Annotated in this window: 15 protein-coding genes, 3 pseudogenes and 1 riboswitch; of the genes and pseudogenes, 17 read left to right on the top strand and 1 reads right to left on the bottom strand. The window is 64.2% G+C overall.

Annotated elements, in window-relative coordinates:
* Positions 1-19 precede the first annotated feature (19 nt).
* The 10 genes and pseudogenes from rpe (at position 20) to hisF (ending at position 7593) form a co-directional block, all read left to right on the top strand.
* Positions 20-683: pseudogene (gene rpe / locus ACF0H6_RS13315) on the top strand (ribulose-phosphate 3-epimerase).
* 78 nt (positions 684-761) lie between these two features.
* Positions 762-916, top strand: a riboswitch (FMN riboswitch).
* A gap of 84 nt (positions 917-1000) precedes the next feature.
* Positions 1001-1699, top strand: a complete 699-nt coding sequence (gene pnuC, locus ACF0H6_RS13310) for a nicotinamide riboside transporter PnuC (protein ID WP_395250117.1) — start codon at positions 1001-1003, stop codon at positions 1697-1699.
* A pseudogene (gene ribD, locus ACF0H6_RS13305) lies at positions 1696-2846 on the top strand (bifunctional diaminohydroxyphosphoribosylaminopyrimidine deaminase/5-amino-6-(5-phosphoribosylamino)uracil reductase RibD). The gene pnuC and the pseudogene ribD overlap by 4 nt, the downstream one beginning before the upstream one ends.
* On the top strand, positions 2846-3496 hold the full coding sequence (locus ACF0H6_RS13300) for a riboflavin synthase (protein ID WP_395250116.1): 651 nt from the start codon (positions 2846-2848) through the stop codon (positions 3494-3496). Before ribD ends, ACF0H6_RS13300 begins: the two are co-directional and overlap by 1 nt.
* Entirely contained in the window at positions 3493-4188 is a 696-nt protein-coding gene (gene ribB / locus ACF0H6_RS13295) for a 3,4-dihydroxy-2-butanone-4-phosphate synthase (RefSeq protein WP_395250115.1), read from the top strand. The genes ACF0H6_RS13300 and ribB overlap by 4 nt, the downstream gene beginning before the upstream one ends.
* Positions 4185-4886: a GTP cyclohydrolase II gene (gene ribA, locus ACF0H6_RS13290; protein WP_395250114.1), complete on the top strand. Its 702-nt coding sequence runs from the start codon at positions 4185-4187 to the stop codon at positions 4884-4886. The genes ribB and ribA overlap by 4 nt, the downstream gene beginning before the upstream one ends.
* Positions 4887-4923: 37 nt before the next feature.
* Positions 4924-5412 carry a 6,7-dimethyl-8-ribityllumazine synthase gene (ribH, locus tag ACF0H6_RS13285; RefSeq protein WP_395250113.1) on the top strand — a complete coding sequence of 163 codons (489 nt, stop codon included), beginning with the start codon at positions 4924-4926 and terminating at the stop codon, positions 5410-5412.
* Positions 5413-5522: 110 nt separating this feature from the next.
* Positions 5523-5786 (top strand): phosphoribosyl-ATP diphosphatase, encoded by a 264-nt coding sequence (locus ACF0H6_RS13280; RefSeq protein ID WP_395250112.1) that lies wholly within the window; start codon positions 5523-5525, stop codon positions 5784-5786.
* Between the two features lie 144 nt (positions 5787-5930).
* The gene (gene hisG / locus ACF0H6_RS13275) at positions 5931-6791 is read left to right on the top strand and encodes an ATP phosphoribosyltransferase (RefSeq protein WP_395250111.1); all 861 of its coding nucleotides are present in this window, start codon (positions 5931-5933) and stop codon (positions 6789-6791) included.
* A 25-nt stretch (positions 6792-6816) separates the two neighbouring features.
* Positions 6817-7593, top strand: a complete 777-nt coding sequence (gene hisF / locus ACF0H6_RS13270) for an imidazole glycerol phosphate synthase subunit HisF (protein ID WP_395250110.1) — start codon at positions 6817-6819, stop codon at positions 7591-7593.
* A 22-nt stretch (positions 7594-7615) separates the two neighbouring features.
* On the opposite strand, the gene ACF0H6_RS13265 is transcribed toward hisF, so the two are convergent.
* Positions 7616-8260, bottom strand: coding sequence for a TIGR03085 family metal-binding protein (locus tag ACF0H6_RS13265; protein ID WP_395250174.1), 645 nt, complete (start codon positions 8258-8260; stop codon positions 7616-7618).
* 89 nt (positions 8261-8349) lie between these two features.
* Here ACF0H6_RS13265 and hisI point away from each other — a divergent pair, with 89 nt between their 5' ends.
* From hisI to trpA, 7 genes and pseudogenes are all read left to right on the top strand, one after another.
* Positions 8350-8790 carry a phosphoribosyl-AMP cyclohydrolase gene (hisI, locus tag ACF0H6_RS13260; protein ID WP_395250109.1) on the top strand — a complete coding sequence of 147 codons (441 nt, stop codon included), beginning with the start codon at positions 8350-8352 and terminating at the stop codon, positions 8788-8790.
* 73 nt (positions 8791-8863) lie between these two features.
* The gene (locus ACF0H6_RS13255) at positions 8864-10459 is read left to right on the top strand and encodes an anthranilate synthase component I (protein ID WP_395250108.1); all 1596 of its coding nucleotides are present in this window, start codon (positions 8864-8866) and stop codon (positions 10457-10459) included.
* Between the two features lie 71 nt (positions 10460-10530).
* Positions 10531-11061 carry a Trp biosynthesis-associated membrane protein gene (locus ACF0H6_RS13250; RefSeq protein ID WP_395250173.1) on the top strand — a complete coding sequence of 177 codons (531 nt, stop codon included), beginning with the start codon at positions 10531-10533 and terminating at the stop codon, positions 11059-11061.
* An 89-nt stretch (positions 11062-11150) separates the two neighbouring features.
* Positions 11151-11423, top strand: a complete 273-nt coding sequence (locus ACF0H6_RS13245) for an HGxxPAAW family protein (protein WP_395250107.1) — start codon at positions 11151-11153, stop codon at positions 11421-11423.
* Between the two features lie 2 nt (positions 11424-11425).
* Positions 11426-12244 carry an indole-3-glycerol phosphate synthase TrpC gene (trpC, locus tag ACF0H6_RS13240; RefSeq protein WP_395250106.1) on the top strand — a complete coding sequence of 273 codons (819 nt, stop codon included), beginning with the start codon at positions 11426-11428 and terminating at the stop codon, positions 12242-12244.
* 113 nt (positions 12245-12357) lie between these two features.
* Positions 12358-13635, top strand: a pseudogene (gene trpB / locus ACF0H6_RS13235) (tryptophan synthase subunit beta); the annotation flags it as partial.
* Positions 13636-13814: 179 nt separating this feature from the next.
* The gene (trpA, locus tag ACF0H6_RS13230) at positions 13815-14627 is read left to right on the top strand and encodes a tryptophan synthase subunit alpha (protein WP_395250105.1); all 813 of its coding nucleotides are present in this window, start codon (positions 13815-13817) and stop codon (positions 14625-14627) included.
* Positions 14628-14635 lie beyond the last annotated feature (8 nt).

Below are 14635 nucleotides of genomic sequence, written 5' to 3'. Positions count from 1 at the left end.
CCAACCTGAGGGAACTGCCTTGACTGAGTGCTGTATCAACCCGAGCATCCTGTCCGCGGACTTCGTGAACCTGGAAGCCGAGCTGAAGAGAATCAGCAACGCGGACGCCGTTCACGTCGATGTGATGGATAACCATTTTGTCCCGAACCTGACACTTGGACTGCCGGTCGTGGAACGGATCCAGCGCTGTCAGCCCCATTCCGTTGGACGCCCACTTGATGATCGCCGACGCCGACCGCTGGGCCCCGGCCTACGCCGACGCCGGCGTGGCCTCTGTGACTTTCCATGCGGAGGCTGCGATGGCTCCCATCAAGCTCGCCCGCGAACTGCGTGCCCGCGGTTCGAAGGCAGGCATGGCGCTCCGTCCAGCCACCCCGGTGGAACCGTATCTGGACATGCTCGGCGAACTGGACATGCTCCTCATCATGACCGTTGAACCGGGTTTCGGCGGCCAGTCCTTCCTGGATGTCACCCTGCCCAAGATCCGGCGGGCCCGCGCGGCTATTGACGGTTCCGGCCTCGGCCTCGCCCTGCAGGTTGACGGTGGCGTCACTGAGGAGACCATCATCCGGGCGGCCGAGGCAGGGGCGAATGTATTCGTCGCCGGGTCCGCGGTCTACGGACACGAGGACCCCGCTGCCGCTATTGAACGGCTACGCGCAGCCGGTTTGGCAGCAATGTGACAACAATGACGCATTGCCTGCATTCCGGTCCGGGAATACACCGGCAATGCCCGCAGTTGTGACAGAATAACAACACACATACGTGCTCCGGGGTCGGTGTAATTCCGAACCGGCGGTTATAGTCCGCGACCCGCGAGCCATCGCGTTTTCCTTCTGGAAATCACGACGGCGGACGGTTGAACCGGTGGAATTCCGGTACCGACAGTTAAAGTCTGGATGGGAGAAGCACGTACAGTCATGCCTTGGGCCCTCCGTGCCCCTGGTATTGCGCTGTCGTACACCCCCGGAGCCATCGCGGCATTCGAGGAAGGAACGGCATGGACTTTCTGCGATGGCTCTTCGACGCACAGATTCCCGTAGGGGGATCTGTCCTTGTTCTTCGCGAAGTGCTAGGTAATATCTTCGGGCTCACCAGCGCCCTGGGCGGCATGCGCCGCAAAGTCTGGGCATGGCCCATCGGGATCGTCGGCAATCTGCTCCTGCTGACCGTTTTTCTCGGCAACGTCTTCGGCGCTGCCTCTCCGGCAACCCTCTGGGGCCAGGCCGGGCGGCAGATCATGTTCATCGGCGTCGCAGCCTACGGCTGGTACCGCTGGCGTCAAGGGCTTCAATCAGCGTCCCAAGGCCGTGCCATTGTTCCTGGCTGGGCAAGCCCCAAAACGCGTATCGCTCTGGTGGTGGCAATGATCGCCGGAACCGCGGCCCTCACTCCGGTCTTTGATTCGCTGGGTTCCTACCCGCCCGTTTGGGCCGATGCCTGGACCTTCATGGGCTCGCTTCTGGCGACTTATGGCATGGCACGTGGGTGGACCGAGTTCTGGCTGATCTGGGTGGCCGTGGACATCGTGGGAGTGCCGCTGCTTTTCAGTGCAGGCTACTTCGCGAGTGCCTTCATGTATCTCCTCTACGGCTTCTTCACGCTGGCCGGATTCTTTGTCTGGTGGCGCGCAGACCGGCGTGAAAACCAAGCGCTCACCCCAACAGCCGAGCCTGAACCTGCGGGGGCCCTCTCATGAGCGACGAGGTCAACCTGAATTTCCCGGAGGCTGAGTCCGCAGCCATGGAGACCGCTCTGCGCGTGGCTCTCCGGGGACACCGCGGCGCCAATCCGTTGGTAGGGGCGGCTGTGCTTGGAGCCTCCGGAGAACAGCTCATCACGGGCTTCCACCGAGGCGCGGGCACGCCCCACGCCGAGGCGGATGCGATCGCCAAGGCCCAGGCAAAAGGCCTCGATCTCGCCGGGACAACCATGGTGGTCACCTTGGAGCCTTGCAACCACATGGGGCGTACGGGACCGTGCACCCAAGCGATCATTGACGCCGGCATATCGCGGGTTGTCTACGCGGTTGACGATCCCCATGATCCTGCAGCCGGAGGGGCAGGCAGGCTGCGCGCTGCCGGTGTGGACGTGGAGTCCGGGCTGGCCGCCGCGGAGGCGTTGCAGTTGAACCGCGAATGGTTCCACGCAGTGGAGGCCAGGCGTCCGTTCGTCACGCTTCACATTGCACAGACCTTGGACAGCCGGATTGCGGCCGCGGACGGGACCAGCCAATGGATCTCCAGTCCGGAATCGCTAGCTGACAACCACGGACAGCGTCGCTTGATTGACGCGATTCTGGTTGGCACTGAAACCGTCCTCGTGGATAATCCACGGCTGACGGCACGGGAGGCCGATGGTGAGGAATCCGAAAGTCAACCGCTCCGCGCCGTGATGGGACTCCGCGAAGTTCCCGCCGATGCCGCCGTCCGGGGAGTGACGGTAAATTCATCCAATTGCCAACCCGTGACCCCGCCGTGGCTTTGGAGCTGCTGTTCGCAGAAGGCGTCCGGCACGTCATGGTGGAAGGGGGCTCCCGCATCCTGAGTGCCTTCCTTGCGGCGGGACTCGTGGACGAATTGATCGTCTACCTGGCCCCGACGCTCCTGGGCGCGGGCACGCCTGCCCTGAGCGATCTCGGCATTTCCACCCTGGCCGACGCGCAGCACTGGAATTGGGACGACGCCGGCGGAGGTGCGGTCCATGCATTGGGCCGTGACCTCAGGCTGCATTTGAGGTCCGGACCGACAGACGGCAACAAACCGGCGTGGAGCAAATCCCACACCGAACACCATGAACCATTTCCGGGCAAGGATGCCTCGGAAACCAGCACAGGAGGACACTGATGTTTACCGGAATCGTTGCTGAACAAGGCACGGTCCTTTCCGTCGAACACGAGGGCGAGGCCAGCGCGACGCTGCGCCTGAAGGCCCCCAGCACCACCGAAGGCCTTGGCCTGGGCGGCTCCATCGCTGTCAACGGCGTGTGCCTCACCGCGACGGAAATCGACGGCCAGGAGTTCAGCGTCGACGTCATGGGCGAAACCCTCGTTCGCACCACCATCGGCGAACTGGCTGCAGGGGACGCCGTGAACCTCGAACGTTGCGTCCAGGCAGGCGGCCGCCTTGACGGCCACGTCGTGCAGGGGCACGTCGACGGCGTCGGGCAGCTTCTTGAGCGTGAGTCGCTGGGCAACTGGGACCGCCTCCGCTTCGGCGTGCCGGCTCCGCTGGCACGGTACATCGCCGAAAAGGGATCGATCGCCGTCGACGGCGTATCACTCACCGTCACTGCCGTCAGCCCGGCCGCGGAAGAGAAGCCCTGGCTCGAGGTGGGCCTCATTCCCACCACGTTGGACGAAACGGGACTTGGCGCCAAAGCCCTTGGCGGCCGCGTCAACCTCGAGGTCGACGTTCTCGCGAAGCACACCGAGCGCCTGCTGTCCTTCCGTGTAGGTGCTGGTGCAGACGCGACCGCCGCGGAGGCTGCCCTGTGAGCGCCGCACACAACGGCAGCACCACGGTGCTGCGCCGAGGACTGGACCCCGTGGAGAAGGCTGTGCAGGCCATCGCAGCCGGGCGTCCCGTCATAGTGGTGGACAACGAGGACCGCGAAAACGAAGGTGACATCATCTTCGCCGCTGAGCACGCCACACCTGCACTCATGGGCTGGACCATCCGCTACAGCTCGGGAGTCATCTGCGTTCCACTCGAAGAATCGCGGGCCGACGCGCTGGCGCTGCCACCCATGGTCACGGTCAACGAGGACGCCAAGGGCACGGCCTACACGGTGTCCTGCGATGCCGCTTTCGGCGTGAGCACCGGGATCTCGGCGACGGACAGGGCCTTGACCGCCCGGATTTTGGCCGATTCCGCCAGTATTCCAACCTCGATCACCCGCCCCGGGCATATTTTCCCGCTCCGGGCCGTTGAAGGGGGAGTGCGTGAACGTCCGGGACATACCGAAGCGGCAGTTGATCTTTGCCGGCTTGCAGGACTTGCCCCGGTGGGCGTGATCGCCGAGTTGGTCCATGACGATGGTGAAATGATGCGCCTGGACAGCCTTCGGGGGTTCGCCGCAGAGCATGGGTGTCCGTTGATTTCGATCGAGGACCTCGTGGCTTATGTTGCGGTGGCGGAGGGCGGCCGCCAGGTAGCGATCCCGGCACGAGACGAGGAACAGCGATGACTACATCGACAACGCGCGACGGCGGCAGGGCGGCGCGCGCACCGCATCCGGTGAGCGCAGGGCCGGTAGTCCAGTTGCCCACCGCCTTCGGTGAGTTCGTGGCACAAGCCTGGACCGACCACGCGACCGGGGCTGAGCATCTGGCCGTCAGTTCGCCTATAGCGCCCGTGCCAGGCAAGGCACCGCTGGTCCGCCTGCACTCCGAGTGCCTCACGGGGGACGTCTTCGGTTCGTACCGCTGCGATTGCGGCGAACAGCTTGCCTATGCCCTTGAGCTGATCCGCGAAGAGGGCGGCACTCTGCTCTACCTGCGTGGCCAGGAAGGCCGCGGCATCGGCCTGGCCAACAAGATCAAGGCCTACGCACTTCAGGAGGCCGGGTTCGACACCGTCGAGGCGAACGAGCAACTGGGACTCCCGATCGACGCCCGCTGCTATGAGGCTGCCGCCCAGATTCTCGCCGAAATGGGCCTTCACGAAATCCGCCTTTTGAGCAACAACCCGGACAAGCAGAACAGGCTTGCCGAGGCTGGAGTGAAGGTTGTGGAGATGGTACCCACGGAGGTTCCGTCGCGTGAAGAAAACCTCCGGTACCTGCAGACCAAGAAGGACCGCATGGACCACCGGCTGACCCTCGGCGACACCGAGCCGGCAGGTACCCATACACCTGCCGGCACTTTTGAACTCGAACAAGACTGAACTGCCCTAACAAGACTGAACGGACTACGACACACCCATGAGCGGACACGGCGCCCCCACCATCGACCTCACCACCCTCAACCCGGAGGAAACCTCGCGGCTGAAGCTCGCTATCGTGGCGGCCAGCTGGCACACCCAGATTATGGACGGTCTCCTGGACGGAGCCATGCGTGCCGCCAAGGAAGCAGGCATAGCCGAGCCCACCGTGCTGCGTGTCCCGGGAGCCTTCGAGCTCCCGGTGGCAGCCGCGCGGCTGGCACCGCACTTTGACGCCGTCGTCGCCCTCGGCGTCGTGATCCGCGGCGGTACACCGCACTTTGAGTACGTGTGCCAGGCGGCGACGTCGGGACTCACCGAAGTCGGCGTCCGCACCGGCGTGCCGGTGGGCTTCGGAGTGCTCACGTGCGATACCGAGCAGCAGGGACTTGACCGTGCAGGGCTGGATGGCTCGTCAGAGGACAAGGGACACGAAGCGGTCACCGCTGCGCTCGCCACAGCATTGGTACTCAAGCAGTACACCTCATAGCGACGAAAGGGATGTGGGCGTACCGGCACACTGTGCGTTCGCTCACATCCCTTTCGTCATTCAATGCCTCGACAGGCGGTCTCCGCCCAAGAACAAGTAGGCTGTAGCGCGTGAAGAATTTCGAGACGCTGTTCGCAGAACTGAGCGAAAAGGCGGCCACCCGTCCGGCAGGCTCCCGCACCGTCGCCGAATTGGACTCCGGAATCCACGGCATCGGCAAGAAGGTCGTGGAGGAAGCAGCCGAAGTCTGGATGGCTGCAGAGTACGAATCCGATGAGGCCGCGGCCGAGGAAATCTCCCAGTTGCTCTACCACCTGCAGGTCCTGATCCTCGCCAAGGGTCTGAGCCTGGAAGACGTTTACAAGCATCTCTAGCCACGTCAGCTCCGCCTGGACCTGAAAGGTCCATACCGGAGCGCCAGCGTGTCCCCCGTGTTGTGAGAGCACAGTGTTGTGAGAGCACAGTGCTGTGAGCACAGTGCTGAAACACCCCCTTCCACTCCCCAAGAAAGTCCCCCCATGCTGCGAGTAGCCGTCCCCAATAAGGGATCCCTGTCCGAAGCCGCCTCCGCGATGCTGTCCGAGGCGGGATACCGCCAGCGCCGCGATTCACGCGAACTGGTCATGATCGATCCGGACAACGACATTGAGTTTTTCTTCCTCCGCCCCCGCGACATCGCCGTGTATGTCGGCCAAGGAACGCTCGACGTCGGGATCACCGGCCGCGATCTCCTGCTCGACGCGCAGGTCGAGGCGGAAGAACTCTTGCCCCTCGGCTTCGCCGCCTCGACGTTCCGCTTTGCGGGTCCCGTCGGCGACTTCTCCGGGCTTGAGCAACTCGAAGGCAAGCGCCTCGCCACCAGCTACGACGGGCTCCTGCGCGATTACCTCGCCGAGCGTGGCGTCACGGCCAAGGTGGTCCGTCTTGACGGTGCCGTGGAGTCCTCAGTGCGCCTCGGCGTCGCTGACGCAATTGCCGACGTCGTCGAAACCGGGAATACGCTCAAAGCTGCCGGTATGGAGATCTTCGGGGAGCCGATCCTCAAGTCCGAGGCCGTCCTGATTCGCCGCACGGGTGAAGGCGGCGCCGCCAACGGCACTGCGAAAGAGATCGAGGTGCTCATCCGGCGCCTGCAAGGTGTCTTGGTCGCCCGCCAGTACGTGCTCATGGACTACGACATCCGCAAGGACCTCGTGGAAGAGGCCGCGACGCTCACCCCAGGGCTTGAATCGCCTACTGTGTCTCCGCTGCGGGACTCCGATTGGGTTGCAGTCCGTTCCATGGTTCCGAAAAAGGAAACCAACCGGATCATGGACGAGCTTTACGACCTCGGCGCCCGTGCCATCCTGGTCAGCAGCATCCACGCCTGCCGTATCTGATCCAAGACACCATCCAGGAGTATCAATGGCTGTAGCAGTACGGGTCATCCCATGCCTTGACGTCGACGCCGGCCGGGTCGTGAAGGGCATCAACTTCGAAGGGCTTCGCGATGCCGGAGACCCGGTGGAACTCGCGCACCGTTATGACAACGCCGGTGCGGACGAGCTCACGTTCCTCGATGTCACGGCGTCTTCCGGAAACCGGGAAACCACGTTCGACGTCGTTCGTCGCACCGCCGAGGAAGTCTTCATCCCGTTGACCGTGGGTGGCGGAGTCCGTGGCGTAGCCGAAGTGGACAAGCTCCTGCGCTTCGGCGCGGACAAGGCATCCATCAACACGGCCGCCGTCGCTCGTCCGGACGTGATCGACGAGATCACGCGTCACTTCGGATCGCAGGTGCTGGTCTTGTCGGTGGATGCGCGGCGGACGCGCGCGGGCGACGCCCCGACGTCGTCGGGCTTCGAAGTAACCACCCACGGCGGCCGCCAGGGAACCGGAATTGACGCCATTGCCTGGGCCAAGGAAGCCGCGAATCGCGGGGTGGGGGAGATCCTCCTGAACTCCATTGACGCTGACGGGACCAAAGACGGATTCGACCTCGAACTTATCCGACTGGTCCGGGCAGCTGTCCACATCCCGATCATCGCTTCGGGTGGGGCCGGCGCACCGGCACACTTCCCGCCGGCGGTAGAAGCAGGCGCCGACGCCGTGCTGGCGGCCTCAGTTTTCCACTTCGGTCCGGACGACATGATCGCCCAGGTCAAGGCCGCCATCCGAGAAGCAGGTTTCCTGGTCCGCTAGCCAAGGTTGGGATGACCGAAGGTCAGAGGCCGACTTCGGCTGACTGGAGGAGCGCGACGGCGTCCGGCTGGCCTTCGAAGGTGACCAAGGCGTGGTGGGTGCGTCCGTGGGCATGCATCAGAAGTTCACCGGGTTCGCCCACGATGGCGACGGACACGGGAGCGCGCTTGGCAACGTGACGGGGGCCGGTGGGCCGCACCAAGACAATCCCGAGATCCACGCCGCGGTACAGAATCGCGGCACGCTTGATCAATTCGTCCCACAGGGCGTCCGAGTATTCTTCGTCCAAAGCCCGCGGTGCCCAACGGTCTCCGGCCCGGCGAATGTCTTCCGTGTGCACGAAATATTCAATGAGGTTGGAAGATTCGTCGAGCGCTTTGATCTTCAGCGGAGACAAAGCGGGCGGTCCGGAACGGAACGTGTTCACCAGCTCGGCGTACTCTTCCGTGGTGTTGAGCTTCGCGGCAAGTTTGGCCGTGGCTTTGTCCGAGGCCCTCGCAAGGCTCTTGACGAGCAGGCCGATACCAACGGCCGCTTTGCGTTCACGCAGGTACAAGTGCGCAGCGAGGTCCCTTGTCAGCCACCCTTCGCAGAGCGTGGGGGAGTCAGGTCCGGCCGCCAGGAGTGTTTCGGCCAGTACTTCGCGGGAGGGATCGACGAAATGCATCACTTGTGAAACTAGCACGAGACGCGCTCTGTTGCGCAGTGGAACCGCCGCTGATTTTCGCCCCCATATGAGGCACTAGACTTGATCTGATGTCTGAGCAGTCAACACCCCTTAGTAGGCCCACTGTCATGCCCTCTGCCGCTTCCGGCGCGGAGACCGTCGTCGAACCCGGAAGTCCGCTCCCGCAGGAGCTGGCGGCCGCGCTCAAGCGCGACTCCGCCGGCCTTGTGGCAGCCATCATCCAGCAGTTCGACACAGACGAAGTGCTGATGCTCGGTTGGATGGACGACGAAGCGTTGCACCGGACTTTGACCACCGGACGCGTGACTTTCTTCTCCCGATCCCGCCAGGAATACTGGCGCAAGGGAGACACTTCCGGGCACGTCCAGTTCGTCAAATCAGTGGCCTTGGACTGCGACGGCGATGCCCTCCTGGTCCGGGTCGACCAGGTCGGGGCGGCCTGCCACACGGGTACCCGCACGTGCTTCGATGGCCGGAGCCTCGCCGCTGTGACCGGCGAGCGGTTGTGACGGGCTAGCGGGACTAGTCCCTCCACACACCATCCACTTTAGGCAACACAAGAAGAGTCGGAGAACAGTAACCATGCAGGACCTTGGAATCATCAGCCCGGGCCTGGAGGAGTTCCGCGAACTCGCCGCACACAGCCGGGTCATCCCGGTCAGGCTCAGGGTACTGGCCGACGCCGAAACCCCCATCGGGCTCTATCGCAAGCTTGCCCAAGGCCAGCCCGGCACCTTCCTCCTGGAATCGGCCGCAGTCGGCGGAGCATGGTCCCGCTACTCCTTCATCGGTTCCCGTTCCCGGGCCACGCTGACCAGCAAGGACGGCCAGGCCCACTGGATTGGCGAGCCTCCCGTCGGCGTGCCGGTGGATGGCAGTCCGGTGGACGCCGTCCGCGACACCATTGCGGCCCTGCAAACCGACCGCTTCCCGGACCTGCCTCCCTTCACCTCGGGCCTGGTCGGTTTCCTTGGCTGGGAAACCGTGCGGCACTGGGAGAAGCTGACGAGCCCGCCGGACGACGATCTCCACCTGCCTGAAATGGCACTGAACCTCGTCACCGACATGGCCGTCCACGACAACATGGACGGCACGGTCCTGTTGATTGCCAACGCCATCAATTTTGACAACAGTTCCGAGCGCGTCGACGAAGCCTGGCACGACGCCGTCGCCCGCGTGAAGGGACTGCTGGACCAGATCAGCACCCCCGTACGGCAGCCCGTATCGGTATTGCAGGCCGAAGCCCTCGACTTCGCGTCGAGCGTGCAGGAGCGCTGGGACGAGCAGGAGTACCTAAACGCCATCGATCGCGGCAAGGAAGCGATCGTCGACGGCGAGGTCTTCCAAGTGGTGATCTCGCGCCGCTTCGAAATGGAGTGTGCCGCAGACCCGCTGGATGTGTACCGCGTGCTGCGCAACACCAACCCGAGCCCGTATATGTACCTCTTCAGCCTCGAAGACCCCGACGGCCGTGAATACACGATTGTGGGATCTTCCCCTGAAGCCCTGGTCACCGTGACGGGCAACGAAGTCATTACGCACCCGATTGCAGGTTCGCGGCCGCGCGGCAAGACAGTCGAGGCTGACAAGGCGCTGGCCACCGAGCTTCTTGCGGATCAGAAGGAACGCGCAGAGCACCTGATGCTCGTGGACCTGTCCCGCAACGACCTCTCCAAGGTCTGCGTCGCCGGAACCGTGGACGTTACCCAGTTCATGGAGGTCGAACGCTTCAGCCACATCATGCACCTTGTGTCCACGGTGGTCGGTGAACTCGCTCCGGGCGCCAAGGCCTACGACGTGCTGAAGGCAACGTTCCCTGCGGGCACTCTTTCGGGTGCCCCCAAGCCGCGCGCCTTGCGCCTCCTGGACGAACTCGAGCCGCATCGCCGTGGGATTTACGGCGGAGTGGTGGGCTACCTCGACTTCGCAGGCGACATGGATATGGCGATCGCCATCCGTTCGGCGTTGTTGCGCGAAGGCCGGGCCTATGTCCAGGCCGGCGGCGGAATTGTGGCCGATTCCCACAAGCCGTCCGAAGCGCTGGAGACCGTCAACAAGGCGGCGGCCCCCTTGCGTGCCGTGCACACTGCGGGATCGCTCCACAACATTTCGCTGGAGGCGGTTTCCGGAGACGCGGGTACTACAAATATTTTCGACGACGGGAACCCCACTCCGTGAGCGCTGCAGGCCCTCAGACGCCAACCCCCAAGCCTCCCGTGTGGGCGCGCAAAGGCAATGTGGTGCTCGCCATGGCAGTGCTCGCGCTGGCTGTTTTCGGCACCACGACGCAGAGCTGGATCGACGTGCGGCTCGACCCTGCGGCGGCGGCAAACGCCGATCTCCACGTGCAGGGCAGCAAAGCGGCCACTGCCGTGACTGCGCTGGCGCTCGTGGCCTTGGCCGGGGGGTTGGCGTCGTCCATCGCCGGCAAGGTTTCGCGCTGGATCATTGCAGCGATCATTGTGCTCGCCTCGGCCGGCATTGTCATTGCCGCAGTTACGGTTCTGGCCGATCCGCTCGGAGCGGCGCAAGGCACCATCGCGGCGACAACCGGCATTTCGGGTGGGCAGGCGGCAGCGTCGTCCACCGTGTTCCCGGTACTGGCCGTCGTTGCCGCCGTCCTGCTCGCCTTGTGCGGTGGCCTGCTTCCGCCCGCGGGCCGGTATTGGAAGGCGCGCACCAAGTACGACGTCGCCAGCCGGGCGGCCCAGGCGGGTTCCGGACCCGTTGACGAGATCGATGGCTGGGACAGCCTCTCCCGCGGAGAAGACCCCACGTAAGGCGCGGCTGTCCGGACGCTGGACGATGTGCCGGGCACCATCAATAAATGGCAGAATGTAAGCAGTATTCATCCTGAGGAGATTTTCACATGAGCAAAACCACAGTGTCCGCGAGCAAGGCCCCTGTGACCGCCGCGAGCCACAGCGACGCCATCGGCCACGGCAACAGCCCGGCCGCGTGGACCTGCGTGATTGTCATGCTGGTTGGGGCCCTCGTGTCCTCCATCGCCTTTGTGATCGCCAGCACTCCCATCTTCATCGCCGGCATCGTCATCATGGTGGCCGGCCTGATTGCAGGTTGGGCCATGCGCAAGGCTGGCTACGGCGTCGGCGGCAGCAAGCTGAAGAACGCCGGCCACTGACTGTGACGGTTCTTGATGACATCATCGTCGGTGTCAGGGAGGACATGGAGGCCCGCCGCCGCCTTGTAACCCTTGACGAGCTGAAGGTGCGCGCTGCAGACACTGCGCCCGCGCTTGACGCATGGGCTGCCTTGGGCGGTCCGTCAGGCAGCCGGGACGATCTGAAGGTCATCGCGGAAATCAAGCGCCGCAGCCCCTCGAAAGGCGATCTCGCAAGCATCCTGGATCCTGCGGCACTTGCCATGCAATACGCCGACGGCGGCGCTTCCGTAATCAGCGTGCTCACGGAACAGCGTCGCTTCAGTGGCTCGCTGGCCGATCTGGACGCTGTCCGGGCCGCCGTCGACATCCCGTTGCTGCGCAAGGACTTTACGGTCGACGAATACCAGATTTGGGAAGCCCGTGCCCATGGTGCGGACCTTATCCTCTTGATCGTCGCGGCGCTTTCCGATGCACAGTTGCAGGAATACAGTGCGTTGAGCCATGAGCTCGGCATGAACGTCCTGGTGGAAACGCACACACCCGAGGAAATCGAGCGTGCGGCTACGGCCCAGGCCCGGATCATCGGCGTGAACGTGCGCAACCTCAAGACGCTCGACGTCGACCGTTCGCTGTTTGCCTCCCTCGCCGGAAGCATTCCGGCCGGCGCAATCGTTGTGGCCGAGTCCGGCGTGCGGAACGCCGACGACGTCGCTCACTATGCAGGGAACGGCGCCCACGCGATCCTCGTGGGCGAGGCACTAGTGAGCGACTCAACCCCGCGGGAGCGAATCAGCGAATTCAAGGCGGCCGGAGCGGCCGCCATCGCCGTCAGGACCTGATACAGGCCTGATCGACGGCGAGTGCCCAGGTCAGCGGCGGACAAGCCCCGTTAGCTGCTGTCCTGCGGCTCCCGGAAAAACTCAACTACCAACTGAACAGGACGGTGAGACTGATGGTGGACGCACCGACAGGCAACTCGGATCAGAGTGCGGCTGACGCATTCCTGCAAGGCAGAGCCTCTCTGCGCAACGCCGCGGGGCCGTACTTCGGCTCCTACGGCGGACGCTGGATGCCCGAGTCGCTCATCGCCGCACTGGATGAAGTCCAGGACACGTTCGAGAAGGCCAAGGCCGATCCGGAGTTCCTTGCCCAGTTGAAGGACCTGAACAAGAACTACTCCGGCCGTCCGTCGCTGCTCACGGAGGCCAAGCGTTTCTCAGGCCACGCTGGCGGGGCACGTATTTTCCTCAAGCGCGAAGACTTGAACCACACCGGATCCCACAAGATCAACAACGTCCTGGGCCAGGCGTTGCTGGCGAAGCGAATGGGCAAGACCCGCGTCATCGCCGAGACCGGCGCCGGCCAGCACGGTGTCGCGAGCGCGACTGCTGCAGCGCTGCTCGGGCTGGAATGCGTCGTCTACATGGGCGCTGAGGACTGCCGCCGCCAGGCCCTCAACGTGGCCCGGATGCAGCTCCTGGGCGCCACGGTGGTTCCCGTGACCAACGGTTCGCAGACGCTCAAGGACGCCATCAACGACGCCCTCCGCGACTGGGTGTCCAATGTCGACAACACCCACTACCTGCTTGGCACCGCGGCCGGGGCCCACCCGTTCCCGGCCATGGTCCGCTTCTTCCACGAGGTCATCGGCGAGGAAGCACGTGCCCAGATCCTGGATCAGACCGGCAAGCTTCCTGACGCCGTCTGTGCCTGCATCGGTGGCGGCTCCAACGCGATCGGCATCTTCCACAGCTTCCTGGACGACGCATCGGTGAAGATCTACGGCTTTGAAGCCGGTGGCGACGGCGTCGAAACCGGACGTCACGCGGCCGCCATCTCGCTCGGCCGCCCCGGCGTGCTGCACGGCGCCCGGTCCTACCTCATGCAGGACGAGGACGGGCAGACCATTGAGTCGCACTCGATTTCCGCGGGGCTGGACTACCCGAGCGTCGGTCCTGAGCACTCCTACCTCGCGGACATCGGCCGCGTCACGTACGAGCCCATCACGGACACCGAAGCGATGGATGCGTTCCGTTTGCTGTGCAGGACCGAAGGCATCATCCCCGCCATCGAGTCCTCGCATGCCCTCGCGGGTGCCATCAAGGTGGGCAAGCAGCTCACCGAAGGCAAGGAAAACCCGGCCGACACGATCATCATCGTGAACCTGTCCGGCCGCGGTGACAAGGACGTGGAAACAGCAGCCGAATGGTTCAACATGCTGGATGAAGACGGGCACGTCAAGGGCACCACGCTCTCGACGCGCAAGCCCAAGGGTCCAGCGGAGCGCAATAACCTTGAGATCGTCCCCGAAGAAGCAAGCCCTGAAGAAGCAAGCCCTGAAGAAGCAAGCCCTGACGAAGCAAGCCCTGACGAAGCAAGCCCTGAAGCCGCAAACGGAGGCCAGAACTGATGTCTGAACAGTTCCCGAGCAAGTCCGCGGCCGCCATCGACCGCGCCAAGGCCCAAGGCCGCGTCGCGCTGATCGGCTACCTGCCCGCGGGCTACCCGGACGTCCAATCAAGCATCGACGCCGGCATCGCGATGGCCCGCAATGGCGCGGACCTCATCGAAATCGGCATCCCGTATTCGGACCCCGTCATGGATGGACCGGTCATCCAAGCCGCCACCACAGAGGCGATCGCCAACGGTTTCCACGTAGCCAGCGTCTTCGACGTTGTGGCCGGCATTACCGCTGCAACCGACGCGGCCGTGCTGGTCATGACCTACTGGAACCCTGTCATGCGGATGGGTGTGGACGAGTTCTCGCGCAGGCTCGCCGAGGCCGGGGGAGCCGGGCTCATCACCCCGGACCTCATTCCAGACGAAGCTGCCGAGTGGTTCGCGGCCTCGGACAAGTATGGGCTGGACAGGATCTTCCTCGTGGCGCCGTCATCCACCCCCGAGCGCCTGGCCATGACCGTGGCGGCAAGCCGCGGATTCGTTTACGCCGTGTCCATCATGGGCGTCACCGGAACGCGGCAGTCTGTCAGCAGCAGCGCGGAAAGGGTCGTGGCCGAAACGCATGCGGCCGGTGCCGAGCGGGTCTGCGTCGGGCTCGGAGTCTCCAACGCGGACCACGTGCGCGAGATTGCGGCATACGCCGACGGTGTGATCGTGGGTACCGCGTTGGTCGCCGCCATCCGCGACGGCGGAGTTGACGCCGTCGGGCAACTCACCAAGAACCTCAGCGCCGGCCTCGGCCGGGCAACAGCGCAGGCCTAGAAAAGGAA

Origin of the sequence: Arthrobacter sp. NA-172, from assembly GCF_043952055.1 — a bacterium.
Taxonomy (GTDB): domain Bacteria; phylum Actinomycetota; class Actinomycetes; order Actinomycetales; family Micrococcaceae; genus Arthrobacter.
This window is presented reverse-complemented; position numbering and strand designations above follow the sequence as displayed.